Genomic DNA, 24501 nt, shown 5'->3' on the forward strand with positions numbered 1-24501 from the left:
CGAATCCATCCTCGAGAAAGTCGCTCGCGGTCGCGTCGCATTAGCAAAAGTCAAATAATTTGGAGACACACCACTAGTTGGCGATCACGGCCAGCGGTACCAGCGCCAGAGCCGCGGCGTCACGAACACGAGGAGCACTGCTAGGGCCGTGACCACAACCTGGCCGACGCGACCTGCCGTCACACCGTCGGTTAAATCGTGCGGCGGGTAGTTCACGACGGCGTTTGCCGCCGCATCCAAAAGCAGCGTTGTGGCCCCGATCAGCAGTCCGACACGTCTACGTCGAACGATGAGAATCGCTGCGAGCGGATCCAGGACGACGAGCGCAACGAAGAACCACGCGATGGCTGTGGGTACGCCCGGATAGGGGTCTCCTCCTCCGCCGACCAGTTGCACCAGATGAACCACCGTGCCGTAGGTAAAGACGGCAGCGAACAGGTATGTCACTACCTCGACGTGCCGTGGGGCTGATCGCACGAGAACGACGGTACCGTCCATCTACAGTCAGTTCATGCCCGCGTCGCATCGACCCCGAGTCCTGATCGGCATCTCCGGTTGGACGTACGCGCCGTGGCGAGGTGATTTCTATCCGGCGGGCTTGGCGCATCGCAAGGAACTCGGGTACGCATCGGAACACTTGACGTCGATCGAGATCAACGGCACCTTCTATGCGATGCAGAAGCCGTCGAGCTTCACCAAATGGCACGCCGAGACGCCGGACGACTTCGTGTTCTCCATCAAAGGCGGTCGCTACGTCACCCACATCAAGCGGCTCGTCGGCGTCGAGGCGGCACTCGCGAACTTCTTCGCCACCGGAGTGTTGACGCTGGCCGACAAGCTCGGACCGTTCCTGTGGCAGTTGCCCCCGAACCTCGAATTCGACGCGCAGAAGATGTCGGAGTTCTTTTCCATGTTGCCTCGGACCGTCTCTGCTGCAGTCACTCTGGCCCAGTCTCGCGACGACAAGTTGGCCGAGGATCGAGTGTTGTTGCCGCCTCCGTCGTCTCGGGTCCTGCGGCACTGTGTGGAGGCCCGGCATCAGAGCTTCGCCACCGACGAGGCCGTGCACTTGTTGCGAGAGAACGATATTGCGTTCGTTGTCGCCGACACTGCCGGCAAGTACCCGTACATCGACACTCCGACAGCAGATTTCATGTACGCCCGCCTGCACGGCGACGAGGAGCTCTATGCCAGTGGCTACACGGATGCGGCGCTCGATCGGTGGGCCGCGAAGATCTCGGACTGGACGGCCACGGGCCGCGACGTCCACGTGTACTTCGACAACGACATCAAGGGATATGCACCCTTCGACGCAATGAAACTGATCGAGCGAATCGGTAGGTGAGTATTCGGCTCTCTAGCTCCCTTCGTAGATGTGTGGATAGTTCAATGTTCTCGACCTGGCGCAGTCAGCGCCTCTGCCACACGCGACAATCCCTTTGCGGAGGCCAGCACCGTCGCCACCTTCTCTCTCAGGGCATCGCCCTCGAATGTCTCCGCTCGTCCGCCCACGCTGATCGATGCAACGACCGCACCGTCTCGCCCGAGGATCGGTGCTCCGACGGCCGCGACGCCGGTGAGGTAGTCCGAGTTGCTCAATGCGTACCCCTGCGATCGGATCTGTTCGAGGCGTGTCAGCAACTCGTCCGGCGCGGTCGGTGTTCGATCCGTGAACGCGGGTAGGTCCTCGGTGAGCCAGCGGTCGCGAATCCGAGCGGAGAACGCCAGCATGGCCATCGGGCCTGCGGTGGCGTGATACGGGAGAACCGAACCGATCGAAATACCCGCGACCACAAGGGGGTTGCTACCTTCATGGCGATCGATGCAGACGGCTCCCTCGTCCGCAGGGACCATGAGATACGCGGTGTCGCCGAACTTTTCGGCAATCTCCGACAGGTACGGTTGCGCGGCACCGCGGATGTCGAGTTGGGTCAGCGCCGACGACCCGATCTCGAACACGGGCATGGCGATTCGATACGAGCCTTCGGACGTTCGATCCACCCAACCGGCATGGATCAGAGTGGTCATCAGTCTGTGCACGGTCGTCTTGTTCATTCGACTTGCCGTTGTCAGGTCGTTGAGCGTCCACACGGGATGCGTCGTATCGAAGTGATCGAGCAACGTGCAGGCTTTGACGACGGCGCCGACGATGTCGCGGCCGGCGTGGGTATCGGACTCGGTGGGAACTTCCACGTGTTGTTCCTTCCGGTCGGGTCAAGCGTCGACGCCATCCTACGAAGCGATCGGAACCGGTGAGTGCACCGACCGGTATTGACTTGTGATCCGAGCCACTCTAAATTCGGAATACGTTCCGCATTACGAAATGGATGGTGCTCATGACCGCGACACTCAGAGATGTGACCGAACAGGGCCTGGTCTACGCCCCGGGCGTCTGGGACGGACTGACGGCGAAGCTGGCCGAACAGGCCGGATTCTCGGCCCTGTGTGCCTCAGGCTTCGCCGTGTCGGCCGCCCTCGGACTCCCCGACGCCGAGCTGTACACGATGACCGAGAATCTGCAGGCCGTTCGCACCATCGGCGAAGCGTCCTCGCTGCCGCTGGTCGCGGATATCGACACCGGCTACGGCAATGCTGTGAACGCGGCTCGGACCGCAGGCCGATTCGCCGCCGCGGGCGTGCAGGGCGTCTTCATGGAAGATCAGCTCTCGCCCAAGAAGTGCCCGATCTGCGTGGGCGAGCCGGTAGACCTCATCAGCATCGAGGAAGCGTCGGGCAAGGTGCGGGCCGTCCGGGATTCGCTGCCGGACCACGTCCTGATGATCGCCCGGACCGATTCGCGCGGCGACGACGCGATCCGACGCGCCACCGCCTACGTCGACGCCGGTGCCGACATGATCATGCCGGTCACGAAGACCTTCGAGACCGCCGACGAGTGGGCTCGCTGTCACGATCAGGTGGGCGTCCCGCTCATGGCGACGTTGACCGCGTCGACGTGGACCGAGCGCGAGTTCACCCCAGAGGTGTTGCAGCAGATCGGCGTTCGACTCGCTCTCCTGCCCACTCAGGTGCTGATGGCTGCCACCGGAGCCGCTCGTGAGGCTCTGCGCCGACTCGCCGGCGGCGAAGCTCCGGCCGACGTGAGCGCCGACGCGTTGCAGCACCACGAGTTCATCGATCTCATCGGGTTCCCGGAAGTCGAAGCAGCGCAACGTAAGTACCTCCCCGCCGACGCGAAGGTGTGATCGGAATGAGCTCCGACGCACTGACGATGGTCGAGAAGATCCTCGGCCGAACCTGTGATGCCGATGTGGTGCACAACGGGGAGAATCACGCTGTCCGGCCCGCTCGCATGATCGCCTACGACTTCCCCGGCTACACCGACGTGATGTTCCGGCAGATGCGCGAGGACTTCGGCATCACCGAACTCGACGACCCATCCCGGTACGTCGTCTTCATCGATCACATGCTCACCAAGAAGAACGCCAAAGAACAGGAGGTGCACCAGGTCACGCGAGATTGGTGCGAGTTCTACGGCATCGAACTGCACGAGGGACGTGGCATCGGCCACCAGCTCACTGCCGAACTCGGACTCGCGACGCCCGGAGACTTCCTCGTCCACTTCGACGGGCACATCAGCGGAATCGGTGCCTTCGGCGCACTCGGCTGGGGCATCCGGCGCGATCTGATCGAGGCCTGGGTGACGGGACAGCTGTATGTCGACATCCCGGCCACCACGCGGTTCGATCTCGTGGGTGAATTCGGCCCCGGCGTCGACAGTCGCGATCTCGTCCACACGATCATCGACCTGGTCGGTGCGGACGGGTGTGCCCACCAGGTCATGGAATTCGGTGGTCCCGGAGCGCGGTCGATGAAGATCGACCACCGCCAGGGACTGTGCGGAATGGCGATGTTCACCGGAGCGGTCTCGGCGATCTTCGAACCCGACGAACTGTCGCTCGCCTACGCGCATGACGTTGCCCGGCAGGCGTTCACCCCCGTGGTCCCCGACGAGGGTGCCGCCTACGCGGCCCGTCACACCATGGACCTGTCGACCATCGTTCCGCAGGTGGTGCAGCCCGGTTCGGCTCGCGCAGCCAACACGCACACCGCTGCCGATCTGGCCGGAATCCCGATCACGAAGGCATTCATCGGATCCTGTGCCAGCGGCCGTATCGAGGACCTGCGCGCAGCCGCTCTGGTGCTCGACGGGCGAACCGTCGCTCCCGGCGTCGAGCTGAACGTTGTGCCGACCTCCCAGAAGGTGCACGATCAGGCCGAAAGCGAAGGGCTGCTGGATATCCTGCGGTCGGCCGGCGCACACATCGCGGTGTCGAGCTGCGACTTCTGCTTCGGATACCAGAAGCCCCTCGCGGCCGGCGAGAACTGCATTTCCACCGGGGTGCTCAACATCTCCGGGCGAATGGGTAGCTCCGACGCCAACATCTACATGGGTTCGCCCTTCACCGTCGCGGCCAGCGCCCTCGCCGGGACGATCGCGCAGGTGGGGTCGTGAGCGCGTACCCGCCCCCGCCCGACGTCATCGACGGTGCGGTCGCGTGGATATTCGGTGACGACTTCGATATCGATCTCGTCGTGGGCGTGGCCAACATCAAGTCCTACGACCCCGACCACCTGCGGTCGGTCTGCATGACGGCCTACGACCCGGATTTCGTCGATCGAGTTCGACCCGGAGACATCATCGTCGGCGGGCGGAACTTCGGCTACGGACATCCGCACTATCCGCCGATGGTGGCGCTACGCAACCTGGGTATCAGTGCCGTTGTGGCGGAATCGTTCTCGCCCGGATTCTGGCGTGGCGAGACCTTCAACGGTATGCCCCTGATCACCGTTCCCGGAATATCCGACGCGGTGGCCGTCGGTGACGATGTCAGACTCGACTGGCGTCGGGCGGAGGTGTCGAAGCAGGACGGCACCACGATCACCGGCCATCCACCGAATGCCCGAACCGTCGCCGTCATCGAAGCAGGCGGCTCGTACGAACTTCTTCTCACCGAACACCGAAGCACGCAACCACTCACAGAAGGATCAGCGCGATGACGAACACCGAACACTCCCGCGCAGGAGTCGCACCGCCCAAGGCGGACACCACCACTGCGCGTCGAGCTGCGATTGCCGGAGGTGTCGGTACGCTCATCGAGTACTACGACTTCGCGGTCTACGGCTTCCTCGCCGTCATCATCGCGCCGCTGTTCTTCCCATCCACCAGCCCCGGCGTGTCGATTCTCGCGACCTTGGCCGTATTCGGCGTCGCCTATGTCGCCCGTCCGCTCGGCGGAATTTTCTTCGGTCGGCTCGGGGACCGCAAGGGTCGTCGGCACGCTCTCGTCATCACCGTGGTGTGTATGGGTGTGGCGTGCGGCATTCTCGGACTGCTGCCGACACACTCGAGTGTCGGGGTGCTGGCCCCCGTTCTGCTGGTGATCATCCGGCTCGCCCAGGGTTTCTCGGCGGGCGGTGAGATCGGCGGTGCCGCAACCTACATCGCGGAGTCGGCACCGCCGAACCGTCGTGGCTTCTTCGGTTCCTTCACGCCGGTGGGATCGACACTCGGCTTTGCCGTCGCCGCGGCCGTCGTCGGGCTCGTGGCTCTGATCACGACCGACGAGCAGATGTCGTCGTGGGGATGGCGCATCCCATTCCTGCTCGCTCTGCCCCTGGCGTTCGTGTGTCTCCGTGTGCGGCTCGAGCTCGAGGACAGCCCAGAGTTCGAGGAGATGGCAGCCAAGAACGAGGTCGCCAAGAGCCCGTTGAGTGACGTAGTGAAGAAGCAACCGTGGTCGGTGCTCCGCGTCGTCGGTATCGCCATCGCGATGAACGGATCCGGATACATCGGACTGACCTACTTCAGCGTGTATCTGATCAACGACCTCGGGTTCTCGAAGGACTCGGTGTACTGGACGTCAGCGGTGGCAATTGCGCTGGCCTGCGCCACTTTCCCGCTGAGTGGAATGCTGACCGACAGATTCGGCCGCAAACCGGTACTGCTGTTCGGCTATGTGGCCTACGTGATCATCGCACTGCCGGTGTTCATGATTCTCGGTGCCACGTCGAGCATTTTCATCGTCGGCGTCGTCTACTTCGTCTACATGGTGCTCAACGGTGTGGTGCAGGTCCCGGCCTTCCCGCTGTTCACCGAACTCTTTCCTCGGGCAGTTCGCTACACCGGAGTGTCGTTGGGCTTCAACATCGGAACGATCGCGGCAGGCGGAACGGCCCCCTACGTAGCGGCACAGTTGGTAGAATCGACCGGCAATGCCATGTCTCCGGCGTACTGGGTCATGGGCGTGTGCGTCATCGGTGTAGCTACGGTGCTGACCATCAAGGAGACGGGCCACAGCAAGCTTCCTGTGTGACGAGCCGCTCTGCTGTGAGCAGAGATCCGATCAGGCTGGTCGACGGCGGCGAGGACCGCATCCCCGGCACACTGGGTGCATGAAGCTATTGGTCCTCGGCGGCAGCGACTTCGTGGGGCGAACTGCCGTCGAACATGCTCTCGATCTGCAGTGGGATGTCACGGTCCTCAACCGCGGACGAGCTCGTCCGAATCCGCGGGCCACCGCACTCCGCGGGGACAGGCGAGTCGCAGGCGGACTCGATGCACTGCGGAAAGGGCAGTGGGACATGGTGTTCGACACATGGTCATGGGAGCCGAGCGTCGTCGAGCAGTCGGCGGCGATGCTCGCCGGTCGAGTCGATAGCTATATCTACGTCTCGAGCCGATCGGTGTACGACGCGCCGCGAGCGGGAGCGACGGAGACCTGGCAGACGGTGCAGGGGCCTGGCGAGGACTACGCGCGGCAAAAGTTGGGCGGTGAGCGAGCGGCAGTTGGGGCTTTCGGTGATCGAGCGCTGCTGGTCCGGCCCGGGTTGATCCTTGGTCCGTACGAAAATGTCGGCCGACTTCCGTGGTGGCTGAACAGAATTGGGCAGGAGCGGGTCCTGCGGAGTGACCCGAACAGGTGCGCCGGGGAGGTGCTTGCGCCCGGTCCGGTCGGTCTGGCACTGCAGTACGTCGATGCCCGAGATCTCGTCGGCTGGAGTTTGGATGCAGCCGCCCGGGGGCTCGGCGGTCCGTACGACGTGGTGAGCCGGCCCGGTCACACGACGATCGGCGAGCTGTTGCAGTGCTGCATCGCCGTTACCCGGTCCGACGCTCGCCTGCGCTGGGTCGAACCCCATGTCCTCCTCGCGGCCGGTGTGCAGCCGTGGACCGAGCTTCCGATCTGGATTCCGCCCGGTGCAGATCATGATTCGCTGCATGCATCCGACGTATCGAAGGCATTCGCCGCGGGGCTTCGGACGCGTCCGATTCAGGAGACCGTCGTGGACACGTGGGTATGGCTGCAATCGCTGAACGGGCGGACGCCGCCGAGGGCTGACCGCCCGCCCGTCGGACTCTCCGCTGAGCGTGAGGCGGCAATTCTGGCGGGCCGCGGACTCACGTGAGTGTGCGAGGTGCGCGTAGGGAACAGACGCGCGCGGAATTGCCAGACGCGTTCGGAATCGCCAACGGTTCGGTGTCGAATTCGCGCGCGGATGGCAAACGCGCGCGCGTTTGCGGGGAAACCGGCCCGCTACCCCACTATTCGTCACTCTTGTCCGAACGCTAGAGAGTGATAGACAACGCTACGGAGTGCAGAGTTGTCGTACCGCGCCCTCGATGATCGACGCCCGACGCTGGTGTTCCGCGTCGTCGACGGGTCCGCAATCGCTGCCCGGCGCGGTCATCCACGCCGAGGTGATGCCGAAGATCATGGTGAACAGGTCGTCGACGGTGAAGGCGTCGGATATCAGCCCGTCCTGCTGGGCAACTGCCATGGCGCGTCGTCGCTCGGCCATGACCGCATGGATGTCGTCGGCACCCGCGACCGCCATGCCGCCTTGAAGTTGCGTCCACAGCAGCAGTCGGTGTTCCTCGGGATTCGCAGCGAGGTGCATATATTCGCGTGCGGCGTATCCCCCGAGATCGTCGACGGTGAAGGGAACCGACTCCAGGAACCGCGCGAATCCGTCTTCCACTACGGCCCGGAACAGTGCTTCCTTGTCTCCGAAGTACGCGTACAGGCGTTCCTTGCTCGCCTTCGCCGAGGCCGCGATGCGATCCACCCGTGCCCCGGCCAAGCCGTGCTCGGAGAACTCTGCGCGGGCGGCGACGACGATGCGGGCGCGGGTCGCGCTGGCGTCTGGCTTCATGTCGGCCACCCTACCGCCAACCAACTAGTTCGTTTGACACTCGGTGCCGCATCGCCTACGTTTTCGTCGGGACATTTTTCGGGCCCGAGAATCAACGAGTACGAGTGGGGTAGAAACATGTCGCAGGACTCCGAACACGGGGCGCTGGCCGAGAATCCGAACTACGAGCGCCGGTGGTTGGTGCTCTGCATCGTCGCCATCACACAGCTCACGATCGTGCTGGACGGCACCATCGTCAACATCGCCCTGCCGCAGGCGCAGATCGACCTCGGCATCAGTGACACCAGCCGCACCTGGGTGATCACCGCCTATGCGCTGGCCTTCGGTGCGCTGCTGCTGCTCGGTGGCCGCATCGCGGACTACTGGGGACGCAAGCGGTCGTTCATCGTCGGCATGGCCGGCTTCGCCGTTGCCTCCGCAGTCGGCGGACTCGCCCAAGAGGGCTGGCAGCTGTTCATCGCACGCGCAGGTCAGGGCGTCTTCGCTGCACTGCTCGCACCGGCCGCACTGGCCATCCTGACGGTCACGTTCACCGACACCAAGGAACGCGCCAAGGCATTCGGTGTGTTCGGAGCGATCGCCGGTGGCGGCGCAGCCGTCGGCCTGCTCCTCGGCGGAGTACTCACCGAATACGCGAACTGGCGCTGGTGCCTGCTCGTCAACATCCCCGTTGCGATCGTCGCCATCGCAGCCGCTGTCCCGCTGGTCAAGGAGAGCAAGGCGCACGGAGACACCCGCTACGACCTGCCCGGCGCGATCCTGGTCGCCCTCGGACTTGCCTCGCTGGTCTACGGCTTCACCGAGGCCGAAGACGGCTGGGCGACGGTACCCACCATCTCGTTCATCGCGCTCGGACTCGCACTGTTGGCCGCGTTCGTCGTGGTCGAGTCGAAGTCCGCGAACCCGCTCCTCCCGCTCAGTGTGCTGCTCGACCGCGACCGCGGCGCGGCCTACATCGGCTCGGCCGTCATCGGTGCTGCGCTGCTCGGCGGCACGTTGTACCTGACCTTCTACTTCCAGATCGTGCTCGAGATGAGCCCGGTCATCGCGGGTGTGGCGTCACTGCCCATGACCGGCGGAATCCTGATCACCGCCGCGATCGCCTCGGCGCTCGTTCCGAAGATCGGGCCCAAGCCGATGATGGCCGTCGGCCCAGTGGTTTCCGCGATCGGCCTGCTGCTGCTGACGCAGATCGGCGTCGATACCTCCTACTGGACGCACGTCCTCCCCGGCGTCGTGCTGCTGGGACTCGGCCTCGGTCTGCTGATGGTGCCGATGCAGAACGTTGCGCTCATCGGCGTCCCGGATCACGACGCGGGTGCCGCATCCGCTCTGATCAACGCCACCCTGCAGGTCGGCGGTGCGCTCGGTGCAGCGGTGTTCACCACGGTGTACACCTCGTCCAAGACGTCGTACCTGGCTGACAATCCCGCGCCGACTCCGCCCGCAGGAGTGCCCGCCGAGGCCCTCGCCGGCCAGGAAATCCCGAGCGACGAGGTACTGGCCGCGCTGCCGGAGCCGATCCGCGACTTCGTGCTCGCCACCATCGATCACGCCTTCGCAGCGGAGGTATCGGGCTACGCGTGGGCCTTCGGAACCGCCGCAATCCTGGTCGCGTTGGTGTGCCCGGTCGTGCTGGTGCTGGTCCGCGCGAAGAAGGACGACCTGCCCGTCGGAGACACCCCGGTCCACATCGGATAGTTCCACTCCTGCACAGACAAGAACCCCGCTGCTCACCGTCGAGCAGCGGGGTTCTTCGTACGGTGAATGTCAAGCCCGGTCGGGTTCGATCGCCTCGGCCTGCGCACTGAGAAGCATGTGCAGCAGCTCGGGAGGCAAAGCCATGGGCGGCAGAGCGCCGAGAGCGATGGAGTTCTCTGCCTCGCCGCCCAGCTCGACCACCTCGTCGTGCAGACTTTCCATCTTCTCGTCGAGCTTGTTGGCGCTCTCGGCTGCCTCGGTCAGCTCCGCGAGCAGAGTCTCCGGAATCTGCCCGCGGTACTTGTAGAAGATCTTGTGCTCGAGGCTCGCCCAGAAATCCATGGCGATGGTTCGGATCTGCAGTTCGACGAGCACCGGCTGGACACGGTCGGACATGAACACGGGTATCTCGACGAGCAGGTGCAAGCTCTTGTAGCCGTTGGGTTTCGGGTTCGCGATGTAGTCCTTGACCTCGACGACCCGAATGTCGGTCTGACTGCTGAGCATGTCCGCGATGCGGTACGTATCGGAAATGAAGCTGCAGGTGATGCGAACTCCGGCGACGTCGAAGATGTTCTCGCGTATCGCATCGAGAGTCAGGGAACAGTTCTTCCGTTGAGCCTTGTCGAAAATGCTCTCCGGTGTCTTCAACCTCGACGAGACGTGCTCGATGGGGCTGTACCGGTGAATGTGGGTGAATTCCTGCTTCAAGATGTTGATCTTGGTGATCAGCTCGTCGATCCCGAACTTGTAGCTCATCATGAATCGCGTGAAATCTTGTCTCAGTTGACCCAGATCGACGACGGGCTCACTGTTGCTCATGCCGTCGATTGTCCACGACCGGAGGCTGTGTACGCGCGGCGCGGGAATCGAAGCTGGCATCACTGCACGTAGTGCCCAGTTCAGGCGTGAAAAGCACGATGCCGCAGCGTCCGCACTGATGAGTGCGGTGATGTCCGCGGTCGCACGAACACGCTCGCGACCCGACCAGAACCGACCCGGCGACGAGCCGATGACCGTTGCCGCATCGAGCCGGTGCTCGCTCGGCCCACCGATCTCCGACGCGATACAGAGAGCCGGCTGCGGGCTCGGGTTCGAGTGCCATCGCGTGCGACCGCCTTCGAGAATCCCACCGCGTCCGATTTGGACCGCCCGAAGTGGCTCCGCTGGCCGCATCGCCAACTTCGGGGGCCTGCTCAGGTTAGCAGCAATCGAACGTATGTTCTAACGCGTATGTCAGAACCACGTTTTGCGGCCACCGACTGCGCGCCCCATCGAACCGAGCACCGTCAGAACTGCGCCGACGACCACCAAAATGATGCCGATAGTCGTCAAAATTGAAATGCCGGCGAAATAGCCGATGAGGGCGAGAATAATTCCGAGAACGATCATGACTACTCCTGGTGCCAAGGTGAGCCCGCTACCGACGAGTTGCCGATATGACCGAACCTACTCGGGCGCGTGGAGGATTGCTCACAATTGTCCGGTATTTCCTCAGCCCGCCCGCGCGGCCAAGAACGCCTCCGGGTCGATCAGATCCGCCTGTCCGACGATGGACCCGAGGTCGGCGATGCGTTCGATGCCGGTGAGCACCATCTCCTCCTCGACGGTTCCCTCGGCGTAGCCGTAGTAGCAGGTCGACGTCGTGTGGTTGTGGTCCTTGTCTATTCGGTTGGCGCGCCCCTCGATCTGACGAATGTCGATGGGAGTCCAGCGGGGATCGTGGATCAGCGTCACGCGCGGGGCGAGAGTCGACACGCTTCCTTCGGGGAGTAGTAGCTCGTTGGTGTGCAGATTGATCGCACTGGTGGTGGTCGACACGATGACCGACGCGTCGCCGGTCTGAAAACGTCTGATCGACGCCTCCTGATCGGGACTACTCATACTGCCGTCGACGACCGCGACGTCGAGGCCCTCGTCTCGCAGTGTCTGCGCCAGTGCAGCGACCGACTCGCGATAGAACATCGAGACGAACACCTGATTACCTGCCTTGACCCACGTCCGTACCTGATCGGCCGACGCGGGAATGCGCAAGTACGAACACTTCTGGCGGAATCGCAGGGTCGCGGCGCGGGTACTCGGGTTCTTCTGCAGCACCCGCTTCCCGCCGACGGCCTTCCAGATCGGCAAACCCACTTCCTTGCGGTAGTCCACCCACGCCGAGTTGTACAGCCGCTTCTGTGCCGCAGTGAGTTCCTGGCCGAGTGGCTCGCGCGGCGTCGGCGGCGACGGCCGCGAAATCGACCACGGGACAGTGCCTCCCGACAACCACCCGTGCACGGACGCAATATCGCGTTCGCGTCGAGCAGCGTCCTCGGGCTCCCACCGCCACGTCGTCAACCCCGTCGTCGCCTTGCCTGCCTTGACGGCGAACCCGGATTCGATGAGGAATTCGGCCCACTTCATCGTCACCGCATAGCCGAGATACTCCTCGTCGCCGAGGATCTCGACCCCGCGGCTGCGCTCGACAGCGCGAGCCATGTACGCGAAGTGCAACGGTTGATAGCCGGGAGTGGCAGACATCCACACCACCGAGCGGGCAGCCTCCTGATACCGCCACAGAATCTGCGACTGCTGCGATTCGATGTTCATCAGCGCATGCGATTCGTCGGCGATCACCACATCGATGTCGAACCTGAGCTCGCCGAGCGAGATGGTCCGCTTGTTCTGTGTCCGTTTACGTTTGCCCAGGTCGGTCTCGGGCGGAACCGACAGGAGCTTCTTCGTCGACTGGTAGGTGATCAGCAGCCAACGCTTGCGCTCGGACGGCTCGATGTCTGCCTCACTGTCTGCGATGGTTCGACGCCACCCCGGCAACGCACCCTTGGGTGCGACCACCAGCACCGTGCCGATCTCGGCCGCCGACATCTGCCGAACGGCCTCGCACACCGCCAACGTCTTGCCCAGACCCGTCGAATCCATCTGCGCGAAGTACGGGAACCCGGCCTCGAGCGCGGCGAGATGGCGTCGAACGGATTCGAGTTGGGTGTCACGCGGCTGCATCGCCCGCTCCCGCACCACCTCGTCGCGCCAGTTCTCGTTGGCATCGTCCTCGAGCCAACGCTGCAGGCTGTACGGCATCGACTCGTACGGCTGCAGATACTCCGGCAGCTCGGTGCCGTAGTACGCGAACACCCGCGGTCCGGGATACCAGCGCGCCCCGGCAGCGCCCGCCGCCGACCGATCCTCGAAGGGCACGTCCAGCACCCAGACGCGCTCACCGGGATCGGGGACCCGCAGATCAGGAGCAGCGGACTTGCGAGGCGACGTCTTGCGCGGCGCTGCCCGCTTGCGTGGTGCGGCCTTCTTCGGGGCAGCTTTCGTCGTTGCAGGCTCACCGTTCTTGGCGGCCGCAAACTTTCGGGCAGCGCTGCTCTGCCCGGCCTTGACGGTGCGGGCAGTGGTGGATCGGGCTGTGCGTCTACGAGGTGGCATCGGATCCAGTCTGTCGTACGGTGTGCACGAACACCGTAAAGGAGCCCTGTGACATACACGAACGACCCGCGCGCCGTAGTACTCGTCCACGATCAGGACCCGGCCCTCGCGCGACGCGACATCGGCACCCTCGACGCCGAATTACGCACCAGGGGTTTCCAGTTGGACGTGCACTCCTTCGATCACAGCCCCGATCTCGCGCCGCCGCCGCTGTCCGGCGCGCAGCTGTTGCTCGTCATGGGCTCGCCCGACGCCGCGTACGACGACACGCTGACCTGGCTCGCGCCGGAGATCGCTTATGTGCAGGACGCCATCGACGCGCAGGTCCCTATCCTCGGCGTCTGTTTCGGCGGACAGTTGCTCGCTCGGGTACTCGGCGGCACCGTACGCAAGTCCGAGCATCCCGAGTACGGTTTCGTCGACGTCGAGACGTTCGATCCCGAGCTCATCGCCCCGGGCCCGTGGATGGAGTTCCACGGCGATACATTCATCGCTCCCCAGGAGGCGACGGTGATCGCCCGCAACGAGGCCGCGCAACAGGCGTTCGTCCTCGGACCGCACCTCGGACTGCAGTTCCACCCCGAAATCGACCTCGACACCTACGACGCGTGGGCAGCGGCGTGGGACCGCGACGGCGTCGAACATGCGGTGGACGTGCACGAAATTCGCCGAGCCATCGCAGACGCCGAACCTGCAGCTCGGTTTCGTTGCTCGGCTCTGCTGGACGCATTTCTCGCCCGACCCTCGGCGGTGCCCCGGTAGGGTCGAACGATGACCGAGGCCAGGCCCAGCAACTTCAGCGATCACCAACTCGGCATCTACGCCGCCGGGATGTTCGCGCAGCAGACACCGTCGATCACCACCAACCTGGCGCGGCTGGAGGACCAGGCCGCCGAGAAGCTCTCGCCCGAGGCTCTCGGTTACATCGTCGCCAGCGCGGGCAGTGGCTCGACGGCTCGTGCGAACCGGGCTGCCTTCGACAGGTGGGCCATCACGCCGCGGATGCTGCGCAGCTCGGCTGCCCGTGACCACTCGTGCACCGTGCTCGGCACCGATATGCCTGCACCGCTCATGATCGCTCCCGTGGGCATTCAGACTCTCGCGCACCCCGAGGGAGAGCTCGCCACCGTCCGCGCAGCTGCAGAACTCGCTGTGCCGTACATACATTCGACGCAGGCCTCGCATTCGTTCGAGCAGATCGCCGAGGCAGGCGGAGATGCTCCACGCTGGTACCAGTTGTACTGGCCGACGGACGAGTCGGTGTTGCTGAGCTTCCTGCAGCGTGCGAAGGATTCCGGTTTCAGCGCGCTGGTGCTGACGCTCGACACCACCTTGCTGGGTTGGCGGCCGGCCGATCTCGACCGGGGCTACCTTCCGTTCCTGGCCAACCTCGGCATCGAGAACTATCTGACCGACCCCGCATTCCAGGCCGGGTTGGCGCAGCCCGTCGAGGAGAATCCCGTTGCCGCGGCGATGCATTGGGCCCAGATGTTTCCCAACCCCGGTCTGTCGTGGAAGAACCTGGCGTTCTTGCGTGAGCACTGGAGCGGTCCGATCGTGCTCAAGGGTATCTGCACCGTCGGCGACGCCCGAGAGGCTGCAGCGCACGGAGTCGACGGTATCGTCGTCTCGAACCACGGTGGCCGCCAGATCGACGGTGCCAGGCCGTCGCTCGATGCACTGCCGTCCATCGTCGACGCCGTTGGAGACCAGTTGACGATCCTCTTCGATTCGGGTGTGCGGACCGGGGCCGACATGGCCAAGGCGCTGGCCCTCGGGGCCGATGCGGTACTGCTGGGCCGCCCGTTCCTCTACGGTCTCGCGCTCGGCGGGCAGGAGGGGGTGGCCCACGTATTGCGATGCCTGCTCGCCGAATTCGACTTGGTGACCAGCCTGTCCGGTCATACCGGCGCGGGCGAGCTCGGCCGCGACTCGATCGTGGAGTCCTGATGGAGTGGACGAAGCACGCCATCTGGTGGCACCTGTACCCGCTCGGTTTCACCGGCGCGCCGGTGCACGGCTGGGACGGTGAATCGCAGTCGGACCTGCACCGGCTCAACAGAATCGAGAAGTGGCTCGACTACGCACTCGAGCTCGGCGCGTCGGGCATCGCCCTCGGTCCGATCTTCGAGTCCGAGAAGCATGGCTACGACACTGTCGACTACTACCACGTCGACGGCAGACTCGGTACCGACCAGGACATCGATTCGCTGATCGCCGCGGCGCATTCGCGCGGCCTGAAGGTGATGTTCGATGGTGTCTTCAACCATGTGGCGCAAAGCTTTCCGAAGTTCAAGCAGGCTTTGGCCGAAGGTCCGGACTCCGAGGCCGCCGAGTGGTTCCATCTCGACTGGTCCGGGGATGAGCCGACGCATCGAAACTTCGAGGGCCACGACGAACTGGTGGCACTCGATCACGAGAGTCCGCACGTGCAGCAGTACGTCGTGGACGTGCTCTCGCACTGGCTCGAACGCGGCGTCGACGGCTGGCGGCTCGACGCGGCCTACGCGGTGTCGCCGCGCTTCTGGGCCGCGGTACTACCGAAGGTTCGGGAGAAGCATCCGGACGCATACTTTCTCGGCGAGGTCATTCACGGCGACTACGACCGAATCGTCTCGGCCTCCACTCTGGATTCGGTCACCCAGTACGAGTTGTGGAAGGCGATCTGGAGCGGTCTGAGCGAAAAGAACTTCTTCGAGCTCTCCCATGGTCTGGAGCGCCACAACGGGTGGCTCGACGCCTTCGTGCCCGCCACATTCGTCGGAAATCACGACGTCAATCGCATCGCCAGCGTCATCGAGGACGAGCGACATCTGGTGCACGCGTTGGTGGTTCTGTTCACCGTGGGCGGGATGCCGATGATCTACTACGGCGACGAGCAGGCGTTCCGCGGCATCAAGGAAGATCGCGTCGGCGGAGACGACGAGGTGCGTCCCGAGTACCCGGAGACATCCGAAAATCTCGCGCCGTATGGCTGGCCGGTCTTCCGTATTCATCAGGAGCTGATCGGTGTACGGCGTCGAAACCCGTGGTTGTACTCCGCGCGCACTCAGACCTTGGAACTGACGAACACTGCACTCGTCTTCCGAGCTTTTGCCGACGACGAATCGATCACTGTGGCACTGAATCTCGGCGACGACGCGATCCACTACGCGGTCGAGGGTAACGACGTGATAGCCGGCGAGGCACACCTGGACGGCGGCAGTGTCACGGTGCCCGCGCACGGCTGGGCGATCGTCAGCTGAGCGCACTGGCCGCCTTCGCGTCCACGCCGAGGTGATCGACATGCCACCGACAGTGCCCGTCCGATGCGATCCTTACGGCGGCGTCGAACGCCTCGACCGTGCGGTGGTCGAGAACGAAGATGACGTTCTCGTCGAGGCGATACTCCAGGTAGACGCGTTCGGCCATGGCGGCACAGTAACTTGTCACCGATCTATTCGGGTGTCTATCAGCTGAGCTAGAGAACCGTATCGACTGCAGTGCAGCGGCCCACCGAGGCCGGTGGGTACAGTCGAGCGCGACACGGGGTGCCCCCAGGGGCTGAGAACACACCCGTCGAACCTGATCTGGTTAGGACCAGCGAAGGGAATGTCGTGACGTTCGGTATTCCTATCCTCTCGTGACGGTCCCGACCTCCGACGAGAGGCGAGGCGCATGAAATTCGACGAGCAGACGGTGTTGGTCACCGGCGGTGGACGCGGGCTGGGGGCATCGATCGCCGCGGCGTTCGCCGGTCAGGGCGCACGTGTGGTGATCGATTACCGCAACAGCAAAGATGCCGCCGAAGCGCTGGCGGACCGACTGGGCGAGAACGCGATCGCAGTGCAGGGTGACGTCACCGACGAGTCGGCCGTCGCCGGGCTGTTCGGCACTGCACGTGAACACTTCGGCACCCCGATCACCACGGTCGTCAACAACGCGCTGGCCGATTTCTCGTTCGACGGAGATGCGCGGCCCAAAGCCGACACGATCACCTGGGAGCGTTTCGACGCACAGCTGCGTGGCAGCGTCCGCGCGGCCTTGCTCACCACCCAGGCTGCACTGCCGGGTATGCGCGAGTCGGGATTCGGACGAATCATCAACGTGGGCACCAACTTGTTCCAGAATCCAGTGGTGCCGTACCACGACTACACGGCCTCCAAGGCGGCTCTGCTCTCACTGACACGCACCCTGGCCGCCGATCTGGGCGCGGACAACATCACCGTCAACATGGTCTCGGGTGGACTGCTCCGCACCACCGACGCCAGCTCCGCTACCCCGGCCGAGGTCTTCGAGTTCATCGCCGCCTCGACCCCGTTGCAACGCGTCACCACCCCCGAGGAATTCGCCGACGCACTGCTGTTCTTCGCGTCGCCGTGGGCGCGGTCGGTGACCGGCCAGAATCTCGTCGTCGACGGCGGCCTGGTCAAGAACTGACATGCACCTCAACGCTTTTCTCTACGGTTGCGGCCACCACAGCGCCGCGTGGCGTCATCCCGATTCGCGAGTGGAGGATCTCGGCGACATCTCGTACTACGAGGAACTCGCGCAGCTCGCCGAACGGGGCAAGTTCGATGCGGTGTTCTTCGCCGACGGACATTCGGTGCGCGACCCCGCCGGAGCCGGCACCTGGTTCCTCGAGCCGATCACCGCGCTGTCGGCCATGGCCAGGGCCACCACGCACATCGGTCTGGTCACCACGGTGTCGTCGACGTTCTACACCCCGTTTCATGCTGCACGAATGCTGGCGTCGCTCGATCACATCAGCGGCGGCCGTGCCGGCTGGAACGTCGTCACCTCCATGTTCGACGCCGAAGCGCGCAACCACGGGATGGACGTCATCCCGGCTCGTGAGGAACGCTATGCGCGCGCCGAGGAGTTCGTCGATACGGCTCTGGCGCTGTGGGATTCGTGGGACACCGACGCGTTGACGCTCGATCGAAGCGGACACTACGCCGATCCGGCCAAGGTGCACTCCATCGATCACGACGGCAAGCACTTTCGGGTCGACGGTCCGTTGACGGTACCGCGTTCACCGCAGGGTAGGCCGGTTCTGTTCCAGGCCGGGGCATCGGGTCCGGGGCGTGATCTCGCCGCGAAGTACGCCGAGGCGATCTATGCCGTCGCCTACGATCTCGTTGCAGCGCAGAGCTATTACGGCGATGTGAAGTCTCGTATCGACAGTGCCGGTCGCGACAGCGCGACAGTGGGGATCATGCCGGGGCTGGTGACGTACGTCGGCTCGACGATGGACGAGGCCCGACGCAAGAAGGCCGAACTCGATGAGCTGCTGCCCACCGCACAGTCGCTGGCGATGCTGTCCACCTTCACCGGGCAGGACTGTGCTGCATGGGAACTCGATGCTCCAGTGCCGCCCCTGCCCCCGGCGGCCGAGTTCACGGGACCGCAGGGTCGCTACGAAACGATCCTGCGGATCGTCGAGAAGGATGCCCCCACCGTGCGGGGACTGCTCGGCACCCTCGCGGCAGGCGGCGGCCACGCCACCATGATCGGCACACCGGAGTCCATAGCCGACGAGATGCACTCATGGATCGGCCGCGGTGCTGACGGATTCAATCTGATGTGTCCGCGCTACCCGGACTCACTCGGGGACTTCGTGGACCACGTGGTCCCGATCCTGCAGCAGCGCGGTATCTTCCGGACGGAGTACACCGAGTCGACGCTGCGCGGGCACCTGGCGGGGTGATCGGGGCTAGCGTCGTTCGACCGAGTCGATGAACTCCCTCGTCAATCGAGCGATGTCGTCGGCATGGGAGATCGGTGACCAGTGTCCAGCCGGAATGTCGTTGCGGGTCAGGTCTTTCACCCACTTGCCGGTGTCGTCGTAGTGGTACGGCCGCACTGCGACGTCCTCGGTGTTGACGATGAGGTGCACCGGGATGTCGATGTAGCGGTCGCGTGGATTGCCCAGGTGCGGAATGATGTTCGCGCGGTACAGATTGGTGCCGTTGGTTGCATCTGCCCACAGCGTGGGGTTCTGGGTGACGAGCTTCGGGTCGACTCCCGAGAACTCTTCGAGGAACGCAGGCCAACCCTTGGCGAACTGCCGCTTGATCCGCAGCGTGGACAGCCCGGGGATGTGGAAGGTGACGGTGTACCAGGAAGCTCGCACCTGGGCGAGGACCTGCTTGATGCCGGTCGATGTGGGACGACGAAGCCGTGACTGCGACCACTTGCCGAGGTGATCGAGGTTCGGCCCGGAAATCGATGTGTACGAACGAATTCGGTCCTTCGCCCGGGGCTGAGCAGCGGCCTCCCATACCTCGACGGCACCCCAGTCGTGAGCCAGTACGTGTACTGGAGCGTCAGGGCTCACGGCGTCGGCGACAGCATAGAAATCCGAGGCGAGCCGCGCCAGCTTGTACGCCGACTGCTCGGCGGGTACCGAGCTGTCGCCTGCACCGCGGGAGTCGTAACTGATCACTCGGAAGCGGTCTTCGAGTTGCGGCACGATGTGGCTCCACAGCTCGTGAGTATCGGGCCAACCGTGCACGAGGACGATGGGGTCACCGTCCGGGTTACCGCTCTCGAATACCGCGAGGCGGATTCCCTCGTTGACGACCGTCGTGCGAACCGCGTTGCTGCTCAACAGTTTTTCCGTTCTATAGATCGAGTACGAGGCGACCGCTGCGTGCGCGGGAGACGCAGATGAGCATGTGATCGCGTTGCTCCTCCGGCGTCAACCGTGTTTCGAGGTGCTCGGGTTCGCCCGAAAGCACGCGAACCTTGCAGGTGCCACAGAAGCCCTGCTGGCACGAGTAAGCGATGTTGGGTTTCTGCTGCTTTACCGCCGTCAGCACGGAGGCGTCGGCGGCAACGTCGAGTACAGCTCCGTTGCTGATCAGCTGCACCTCGAAGGGCGTGCCGTCGAGAATCGGCGGCGGGCCGAAGCGCTCGAAATGCAGTGCGGTGGAGGGGCATTGGCCAAAGTCGCGGCGGACGGCGTCGAGCATAGGGGTAGGTCCGCAGCAATAGACGGCACCGCCGGCCGGTGCACGCTCGACAAGCTCACCTTCGGTCGGGTACCCGTGTACGTCGTCGGTACGGATGAACACGCGATCTGATTCCCAGCTCTCGATCTCGTCGAGAAAGGGCATCGTGTCGCGGGAGCGACCGCAGTACACGAATTGCCAGTCCATGCCGAGAATCCTTGCGGCACGGACCATCGCGATGATGGGAGTGATACCGATACCACCCGCGATGAACAGGGCGCTGCCCTCACCGACGAAAGGGAACCCGTTGCGAGGGCCGCGGACGGTGACCTCGGTGCCTGGCTCGAGGCCGTGCATCTCGATGGATCCACCTGCGCCGGTGGGGATTCGGCGCACTGCGATGCGATAGGAGCTTCGGTCGGAGGGGTTGCCGCACAACGAGTACTGCCGGCGACGGCCCGAGGGCAGGTGCAGATCGAGGTGACAGCCGGGATGCCAGATCGGCAACTGCTCGCCCGTCGGCGATGCGAGGGTGAGGGCGGCGACATCGTTGTCCTCGGCGACGATCTCCCGATCGGTGACGACCAGCGTCAATGCGGAGTCGGGATTGTGGCCGGCGACGGCGTCGTCGTACTCCGCACGGGCTGCGGCGTGCATGTACCCGTTGAGGAACGTACCGAGCAGCTGCATCGAGCGATCGGGACGTGCTCGTCCGCGCAGGTCGGGCGGCGCATCCTTCGGGAGCAGTCGAGGGACGCGTCGTGAAGTGAGTTTCACCGCGTCGCGGCCTGCGCGGCAGGAGAGGACGCGAGGTACCGGACGGCCTGCGCGGTGGAGCCCTCCTGGCTGGGGTGGTAGGACTTCTTGAGGTAGCGCGACATGCTGCGACCGACGTGCGTCAGCGCAGGCAAGGTGCCACGGCGGACCGATTTTCTCCACAGCGCAGAACGAGGCTTACGGACGGACTTCGGCGCGGTCTGGAGCTCCGGGTCGTTTTTCATCAGGAAGATGATTCCGCGCATCCAGATGTATCCCATCAACGGCACGACCACGACGAACGTGCGCAGCCGACGAACCTCGCGCTTGTCGAAGTACCGCAACGTGTCGTAGGCGACCGAGCGGTGCTCGACCTCTTCGGCACCGTGCCAGCGCAGTAGATCGAGCATGGTGGGGTGGATGCCTGCACGATCGAGGCCGTCGGCGTTGAGTACCCAGTCGCCGAGGAATGCCGTCACGTGTTCGATCGCGGCGATCAGGGCCAGGCGCTCGACCAGATTGTTCTTGGACCGCAGGCTCGTCACCGAATCGGATCCGAGCACCTTGCCGAAGGTCCACTCCATCTGGTCGGTGAACGGTGTGGGGTCTAGCCCGTTGGCACGGAGGTGCACGAGTACCCCGGTGTGGGCCTCGGCATGGACGGCTTCCTGGCCGATGAAGCCGATGACGTCGTCGCGGAGCTTCTCGTCGTCGATGTAGGGCAGCGCTTCTTTGAAGGTGTCGACGAACCAGTGCTCGCCGGCCGGAAGGATCAGGTGCAGCACGTTGAGAACGTGCGTGGTGTACGGATCGCCCGGCACCCAGTGCATCGGCAGATCACTCCAGTCGAACTTGACGTTCCTGGCTTGCAGCATCACTTCGCCGGGATCCGATGCGACGGTCTTCCGTTGGCTCATCGAGTCCACCTCCTCCACATTCGCACGTGTGGCCGATGCCACAGAGCGCGTTTTAGTATAAACATCAGTTACACGTAAAAGGAACCGTGTCGGTCGCGGATGAGACACTGCTGCGATGACCGACCCCTCCCCAGCGGCTGTTCCCCCGAGCACCGTCCCCGTCACGTGGCCTGCCGAGTGGCCGGCCGAGGTTCGCCGGATCGCCGATGCCACGAACGATGCCCTGGCCGCTGTTGCGGCGCGGGATCCGATCGCGTTCGACGACGCCGTCGAACTACTGGGCCGCTCGGACTCGGCGCAAGCCGGTCACGTGCATGCCGAAATGGTACGCACGTTGCTCGAAGAGGTATATAGCGATGGATTGACCGGCGAGAACGTCCAGGAGGTGCTCGGCCGCACCGTGCGAGGCGCGGACTGGCTGCCGAATCTGGACATCGCCGGGTTCGTCGAGGTGCTCACCGGAGCCCTCGGTGTCTCGGACGTCGAAGAACAGTCGCGCTCGAGGCCCCGTCCAGCGCATGCATTGTTGGTGGTCGCGGATCTACTTGCTGTGCGCCGCAGCCGGGCCGACACCTACCTGCGGCGCGCAGTGGCCGAAATCCACCGAGCCGAGACAATCGAGATGCCCTAGCGAGATCTTCGCCTGTATTGAGCAAGTGCTAGACAGGCGAAGAAAGCGCTACCGATGCAGAATGTTCGCTCCGGCGATGACGGCCCGGACGGCCGACAGGGTTGCGTCGGCCTCGATGGCCATCGACCATTCGCGGCGACCGTCGTTCTCGGCCAGGACGAAGGTGGCGGTCTCGTCGCCGATGATCTGCTGGTGGAACGAGAGGATTTCGATGCGGAATCCGGCGTCGTGGAGCATCGACGTCAACGCCTCGATCGGCCCGTATGTCGTTGCGGCACAAGCGATGATCGTGTCACCGATACCGAAGGTGGCGTCGAACTCGATCTTTCCGCCGCTCGTCTTCGTCCCAGTCCACGATCCGAGCCGAAGAGGTCCGGTGGCGGGCGAGAAGCGGTCGGTGAAATTCGCCCACGACATGTGTTGCCAGGTGATCTCGTCGCGCATCGTGCGCGGCAGGGCACAGCCGAAGCGGGCATGGAAAGGATCTGTGGCGAAAGTGGAAGCAAGTGAATTCATGAGGGTGGTCTTCCGAATGTGAAGGGAGGACCGAGAGAGCACGACGACCCGCAGCGAGGGGTCGGTCCGAATCAGACCCCGCTACGGCGGCGTACTACGAGAATGCGCTTCACGCCTCCGAACCTAGCGGCGACGTGGGCTGCGGCGCAAGTATCGAGTGAATACAGATCTCTAGGACACGAACTAGATGTCCGCATATATCGCACGACTCGTTGTAACTTTGGCCCCATGGACCCCGTGCGTAACCCCTACGCTCCCGGCGCCGGCCAGCGCCCACCCGAGCTCGCAGGCCGAAAGAAGCAGCTCGACGCCTTCGACGTCGTGCTCGAACGCATCACCCGCGGCCGACCGGAACGCAGCGTCGTACTCACCGGGCTGCGAGGCGTCGGGAAGACGGTATTGCTCAACCACCTCCGATCCGCAGCCATCGCCCGCGGATGGGGCACCGGCAAGATCGAGGCACGGCCGGACCAGGAACTGCGTCGACCACTGTCGTCGGCGCTGCACATGGCGGTCCGCGGCATCGCGGCCTCGCATCGCGATCCCGAACGCGTCGACGAGTTCCTCGGCGTGCTCAAGGCCTTCGCTCTGCGCTCCACGGCCGACAAGGGCATGCGGGAGCGGTGGCAACCGGGCATCGACGTCCCGGCGAAGACCGGCCGCGCCGACTCCGGCGACATCGAGATCGACCTCGTGGAACTGCTGCTCGACGCCTCCGCGCTGGCCGGCGACGTGGGCGTGGGGATCGCCATCTTCATCGACGAGATGCAGGATCTGGGACCCGCGGACATCTCCGCGCTGTGTGCCGCCTGCCACGAGCTCAGTCAGGACACCGCGCCGCTGATCATCGTCGGGGCCGGACTGCCGCACCTACCTGCCGTGCTGTCGGCGTCCAAGAGCTACTCCGAGCGACTCTTCAGCTACCACCGGATCGGCCGACTCGAACGAGCCGCGGCCGACCTGGCTCTGATCGCCCCGGCCGATCGCGAGGACGTCGAGTTCACCCCCGACGCGCTCGACGCGCTGTATGCGGCCGCCGACGGTTACCCGTACTTCGTGCAGGCGTACGGCAAGGCGACGTGGGATCTCGCGGCCGACACCCCGATCACCGTCGAGGACGTGCGCGTCGCAGCCCCGACGGCGGAAGAGGAACTGGCCGTCGGATTCTTCGGTTCTCGCTACGAACGCGCGACGCCTGCCGAGCGCGAATACATGCGTGCGATGGCCGAACTGTCGGTGGACGACGGCTCGGTGCCGACCTCTGCCGTGGCGACCGAGCTGGGGCGCAAGCCGGCGTCGCTGTCTCCGGCGCGGGACGGACTCATCAAGAAGGGCCTGATCTACTCGGCCGAGCGAGGAACCATCGCCTTCACAGTGCCGCACTTCGGCCGCTACCTGCGGGCGCAGACCGACGAACCTGCGGCGGTCTGACGGC

The 24501-nt window shown here is 64.4% G+C and carries 25 protein-coding genes and 1 riboswitch; of the genes, 14 read left to right on the plus strand and 11 right to left on the minus strand.

The features are described from left to right. Nucleotides 1-84: 84 nt before the first annotated feature. Nucleotides 85-477: a hypothetical protein gene (locus tag R4P57_RS25090; RefSeq protein WP_317805579.1), complete on the minus strand. Its 393-nt coding sequence runs from the start codon at nucleotides 475-477 to the stop codon at nucleotides 85-87. Between the two features lie 34 nt (nucleotides 478-511). On the opposite strand from R4P57_RS25090, the gene R4P57_RS25095 reads away from it, so the two are divergent. Then, nucleotides 512-1345, plus strand: a complete 834-nt coding sequence (locus R4P57_RS25095; RefSeq protein ID WP_317805580.1) for a DUF72 domain-containing protein — start codon at nucleotides 512-514, stop codon at nucleotides 1343-1345. 41 nt (nucleotides 1346-1386) lie between these two features. Here the strand turns inward: R4P57_RS25095 and R4P57_RS25100 are convergent, their stop codons facing one another. After that, the gene (locus R4P57_RS25100) at nucleotides 1387-2193 is read right to left on the minus strand and encodes an IclR family transcriptional regulator (RefSeq protein WP_317805581.1); all 807 of its coding nucleotides are present in this window, start codon (nucleotides 2191-2193) and stop codon (nucleotides 1387-1389) included. A 134-nt stretch (nucleotides 2194-2327) separates the two neighbouring features. On the opposite strand from R4P57_RS25100, the gene R4P57_RS25105 reads away from it, so the two are divergent. The 5 genes from R4P57_RS25105 to R4P57_RS25125 all read left to right on the plus strand — a co-directional run bounded on the left by R4P57_RS25105 (nucleotide 2328) and on the right by R4P57_RS25125 (nucleotide 7428). Continuing rightward, a complete protein-coding gene (locus R4P57_RS25105; RefSeq protein WP_411742440.1) occupies nucleotides 2328-3203 on the plus strand; it encodes an oxaloacetate decarboxylase in 876 nt (291 codons plus the stop codon). 5 nt (nucleotides 3204-3208) lie between these two features. Next, on the plus strand, nucleotides 3209-4474 hold the full coding sequence (locus R4P57_RS25110; protein ID WP_411742441.1) for a 3-isopropylmalate dehydratase large subunit: 1266 nt from the start codon (nucleotides 3209-3211) through the stop codon (nucleotides 4472-4474). Further along, nucleotides 4471-5019, plus strand: coding sequence for a 3-isopropylmalate dehydratase (locus R4P57_RS25115; protein ID WP_317805583.1), 549 nt, complete (start codon nucleotides 4471-4473; stop codon nucleotides 5017-5019). Before R4P57_RS25110 ends, R4P57_RS25115 begins: the two co-directional genes overlap by 4 nt. After that, the gene (locus tag R4P57_RS25120; protein WP_317805584.1) at nucleotides 5016-6335 is read left to right on the plus strand and encodes an MFS transporter; all 1320 of its coding nucleotides are present in this window, start codon (nucleotides 5016-5018) and stop codon (nucleotides 6333-6335) included. Before R4P57_RS25115 ends, R4P57_RS25120 begins: the two co-directional genes overlap by 4 nt. Before the next feature lie 79 nt (nucleotides 6336-6414). Further along, nucleotides 6415-7428 carry an NAD-dependent epimerase/dehydratase family protein gene (locus R4P57_RS25125; protein WP_317805585.1) on the plus strand — a complete coding sequence of 338 codons (1014 nt, stop codon included), beginning with the start codon at nucleotides 6415-6417 and terminating at the stop codon, nucleotides 7426-7428. Nucleotides 7429-7608: 180 nt separating this feature from the next. On the opposite strand, the gene R4P57_RS25130 is transcribed toward R4P57_RS25125, so the two are convergent. After that, nucleotides 7609-8175, minus strand: a complete 567-nt coding sequence (locus tag R4P57_RS25130) for a TetR family transcriptional regulator (RefSeq protein ID WP_317805586.1) — start codon at nucleotides 8173-8175, stop codon at nucleotides 7609-7611. Between the two features lie 117 nt (nucleotides 8176-8292). Between R4P57_RS25130 and R4P57_RS25135 the strand changes: the two genes are divergently transcribed. Further along, nucleotides 8293-9876 (plus strand): MFS transporter, encoded by a 1584-nt coding sequence (locus R4P57_RS25135; RefSeq protein WP_317805587.1) that lies wholly within the window; start codon nucleotides 8293-8295, stop codon nucleotides 9874-9876. 69 nt (nucleotides 9877-9945) lie between these two features. On the opposite strand, the gene R4P57_RS25140 is transcribed toward R4P57_RS25135, so the two are convergent. The 3 genes from R4P57_RS25140 to R4P57_RS25150 form a co-directional block, all read right to left on the minus strand. Then, the gene (locus R4P57_RS25140) at nucleotides 9946-10698 is read right to left on the minus strand and encodes a GTP pyrophosphokinase family protein (RefSeq protein WP_317805588.1); all 753 of its coding nucleotides are present in this window, start codon (nucleotides 10696-10698) and stop codon (nucleotides 9946-9948) included. A gap of 414 nt (nucleotides 10699-11112) precedes the next feature. Further along, complete coding sequence (locus R4P57_RS25145; protein ID WP_317805589.1) at nucleotides 11113-11268, minus strand: DUF6131 family protein; 156 nt, start codon at nucleotides 11266-11268, stop codon at nucleotides 11113-11115. Nucleotides 11269-11370: 102 nt separating this feature from the next. After that, nucleotides 11371-13311, minus strand: coding sequence for a helicase-related protein (locus R4P57_RS25150; protein WP_317805590.1), 1941 nt, complete (start codon nucleotides 13309-13311; stop codon nucleotides 11371-11373). Nucleotides 13312-13359: 48 nt separating this feature from the next. Between R4P57_RS25150 and R4P57_RS25155 the strand changes: the two genes are divergently transcribed. Genes R4P57_RS25155 through R4P57_RS25165 form a run of 3 tightly spaced genes read left to right on the plus strand, consistent with a single transcriptional unit; the run spans nucleotide 13360 to nucleotide 16556 of the window. After that, entirely contained in the window at nucleotides 13360-14073 is a 714-nt protein-coding gene (locus tag R4P57_RS25155; RefSeq protein WP_317805591.1) for a type 1 glutamine amidotransferase, read from the plus strand. A 9-nt stretch (nucleotides 14074-14082) separates the two neighbouring features. Continuing rightward, nucleotides 14083-15261: an alpha-hydroxy-acid oxidizing protein gene (locus R4P57_RS25160; RefSeq protein ID WP_317805592.1), complete on the plus strand. Its 1179-nt coding sequence runs from the start codon at nucleotides 14083-14085 to the stop codon at nucleotides 15259-15261. Beyond that, on the plus strand, nucleotides 15261-16556 hold the full coding sequence (locus tag R4P57_RS25165; RefSeq protein ID WP_317805593.1) for an alpha-amylase family protein: 1296 nt from the start codon (nucleotides 15261-15263) through the stop codon (nucleotides 16554-16556). Before R4P57_RS25160 ends, R4P57_RS25165 begins: the two co-directional genes overlap by 1 nt. Here R4P57_RS25165 and R4P57_RS25170 read toward each other — a convergent pair. Next, the gene (locus R4P57_RS25170; RefSeq protein WP_317805594.1) at nucleotides 16549-16722 is read right to left on the minus strand and encodes a hypothetical protein; all 174 of its coding nucleotides are present in this window, start codon (nucleotides 16720-16722) and stop codon (nucleotides 16549-16551) included. The two genes, R4P57_RS25165 and R4P57_RS25170, sit on opposite strands and share 8 nt — an antisense overlap. Nucleotides 16723-16827: 105 nt before the next feature. After that, nucleotides 16828-16920: riboswitch (TPP riboswitch) on the plus strand. Between the two features lie 48 nt (nucleotides 16921-16968). On the opposite strand from R4P57_RS25170, the gene R4P57_RS25175 reads away from it, so the two are divergent. Continuing rightward, entirely contained in the window at nucleotides 16969-17730 is a 762-nt protein-coding gene (locus R4P57_RS25175) for a 3-oxoacyl-ACP reductase (RefSeq protein ID WP_317805595.1), read from the plus strand. A gap of 1 nt (nucleotide 17731) precedes the next feature. Then, the gene (locus R4P57_RS25180) at nucleotides 17732-19000 is read left to right on the plus strand and encodes an LLM class flavin-dependent oxidoreductase (protein ID WP_317805596.1); all 1269 of its coding nucleotides are present in this window, start codon (nucleotides 17732-17734) and stop codon (nucleotides 18998-19000) included. Nucleotides 19001-19006: 6 nt separating this feature from the next. Here R4P57_RS25180 and R4P57_RS25185 read toward each other — a convergent pair whose 3' ends face one another. From R4P57_RS25185 to R4P57_RS25195, 3 genes are read right to left on the minus strand one after another with little or no spacing between them, the layout of a single operon-like run. Then, complete coding sequence (locus tag R4P57_RS25185) at nucleotides 19007-19903, minus strand: alpha/beta fold hydrolase (RefSeq protein WP_317805597.1); 897 nt, start codon at nucleotides 19901-19903, stop codon at nucleotides 19007-19009. Nucleotides 19904-19916: 13 nt separating this feature from the next. Then, a complete protein-coding gene (locus R4P57_RS25190; protein WP_317805598.1) occupies nucleotides 19917-21023 on the minus strand; it encodes a PDR/VanB family oxidoreductase in 1107 nt (368 codons plus the stop codon). After that, on the minus strand, nucleotides 21020-21919 hold the full coding sequence (locus tag R4P57_RS25195) for a metal-dependent hydrolase (protein ID WP_317805599.1): 900 nt from the start codon (nucleotides 21917-21919) through the stop codon (nucleotides 21020-21022). Before R4P57_RS25195 ends, R4P57_RS25190 begins: the two co-directional genes overlap by 4 nt. A gap of 115 nt (nucleotides 21920-22034) precedes the next feature. On the opposite strand from R4P57_RS25195, the gene R4P57_RS25200 reads away from it, so the two are divergent. Next, entirely contained in the window at nucleotides 22035-22550 is a 516-nt protein-coding gene (locus tag R4P57_RS25200; RefSeq protein ID WP_317805600.1) for a hypothetical protein, read from the plus strand. A gap of 48 nt (nucleotides 22551-22598) precedes the next feature. On the opposite strand, the gene R4P57_RS25205 is transcribed toward R4P57_RS25200, so the two are convergent. After that, nucleotides 22599-23066 (minus strand): 2-isopropylmalate synthase, encoded by a 468-nt coding sequence (locus tag R4P57_RS25205; protein WP_317805601.1) that lies wholly within the window; start codon nucleotides 23064-23066, stop codon nucleotides 22599-22601. Nucleotides 23067-23294: 228 nt separating this feature from the next. On the opposite strand from R4P57_RS25205, the gene R4P57_RS25210 reads away from it, so the two are divergent. Beyond that, on the plus strand, nucleotides 23295-24497 hold the full coding sequence (locus tag R4P57_RS25210) for an ATP-binding protein (protein ID WP_317805602.1): 1203 nt from the start codon (nucleotides 23295-23297) through the stop codon (nucleotides 24495-24497). Nucleotides 24498-24501 lie beyond the last annotated feature (4 nt).

The sequence above is a fragment of the Rhodococcus sp. IEGM 1330 genome (assembly GCF_033142445.1).
Lineage (GTDB): Bacteria > Actinomycetota > Actinomycetes > Mycobacteriales > Mycobacteriaceae > Rhodococcoides.

Coding starts and splice junctions, on each gene's coding strand:
- R4P57_RS25095 (WP_317805580.1), top strand. CDS start 512: ATGCCCGCGTCGCATCGACCCCGAGTCCTGATCGGCATCTCCGGTTGG.
- R4P57_RS25105 (WP_411742440.1), top strand. CDS start 2,328: ATGGTGCTCATGACCGCGACACTCAGAGATGTGACCGAACAGGGCCTG.
- R4P57_RS25110 (WP_411742441.1), top strand. CDS start 3,209: ATGAGCTCCGACGCACTGACGATGGTCGAGAAGATCCTCGGCCGAACC.
- R4P57_RS25120 (WP_317805584.1), top strand. CDS start 5,016: ATGACGAACACCGAACACTCCCGCGCAGGAGTCGCACCGCCCAAGGCG.
- R4P57_RS25125 (WP_317805585.1), top strand. CDS start 6,415: ATGAAGCTATTGGTCCTCGGCGGCAGCGACTTCGTGGGGCGAACTGCC.
- R4P57_RS25130 (WP_317805586.1), bottom strand. CDS start 8,175: ATGAAGCCAGACGCCAGCGCGACCCGCGCCCGCATCGTCGTCGCCGCC.
- R4P57_RS25135 (WP_317805587.1), top strand. CDS start 8,293: ATGTCGCAGGACTCCGAACACGGGGCGCTGGCCGAGAATCCGAACTAC.
- R4P57_RS25140 (WP_317805588.1), bottom strand. CDS start 10,698: ATGAGCAACAGTGAGCCCGTCGTCGATCTGGGTCAACTGAGACAAGAT.
- R4P57_RS25145 (WP_317805589.1), bottom strand. CDS start 11,268: ATGATCGTTCTCGGAATTATTCTCGCCCTCATCGGCTATTTCGCCGGC.
- R4P57_RS25150 (WP_317805590.1), bottom strand. CDS start 13,311: ATGCCACCTCGTAGACGCACAGCCCGATCCACCACTGCCCGCACCGTC.
- R4P57_RS25160 (WP_317805592.1), top strand. CDS start 14,083: ATGACCGAGGCCAGGCCCAGCAACTTCAGCGATCACCAACTCGGCATC.
- R4P57_RS25165 (WP_317805593.1), top strand. CDS start 15,261: ATGGAGTGGACGAAGCACGCCATCTGGTGGCACCTGTACCCGCTCGGT.
- R4P57_RS25170 (WP_317805594.1), bottom strand. CDS start 16,722: ATGGCCGAACGCGTCTACCTGGAGTATCGCCTCGACGAGAACGTCATC.
- R4P57_RS25175 (WP_317805595.1), top strand. CDS start 16,969: ATGAAATTCGACGAGCAGACGGTGTTGGTCACCGGCGGTGGACGCGGG.
- R4P57_RS25180 (WP_317805596.1), top strand. CDS start 17,732: ATGCACCTCAACGCTTTTCTCTACGGTTGCGGCCACCACAGCGCCGCG.
- R4P57_RS25195 (WP_317805599.1), bottom strand. CDS start 21,919: ATGAGCCAACGGAAGACCGTCGCATCGGATCCCGGCGAAGTGATGCTG.
- R4P57_RS25200 (WP_317805600.1), top strand. CDS start 22,035: ATGACCGACCCCTCCCCAGCGGCTGTTCCCCCGAGCACCGTCCCCGTC.
- R4P57_RS25205 (WP_317805601.1), bottom strand. CDS start 23,066: ATGAATTCACTTGCTTCCACTTTCGCCACAGATCCTTTCCATGCCCGC.
- R4P57_RS25210 (WP_317805602.1), top strand. CDS start 23,295: ATGGACCCCGTGCGTAACCCCTACGCTCCCGGCGCCGGCCAGCGCCCA.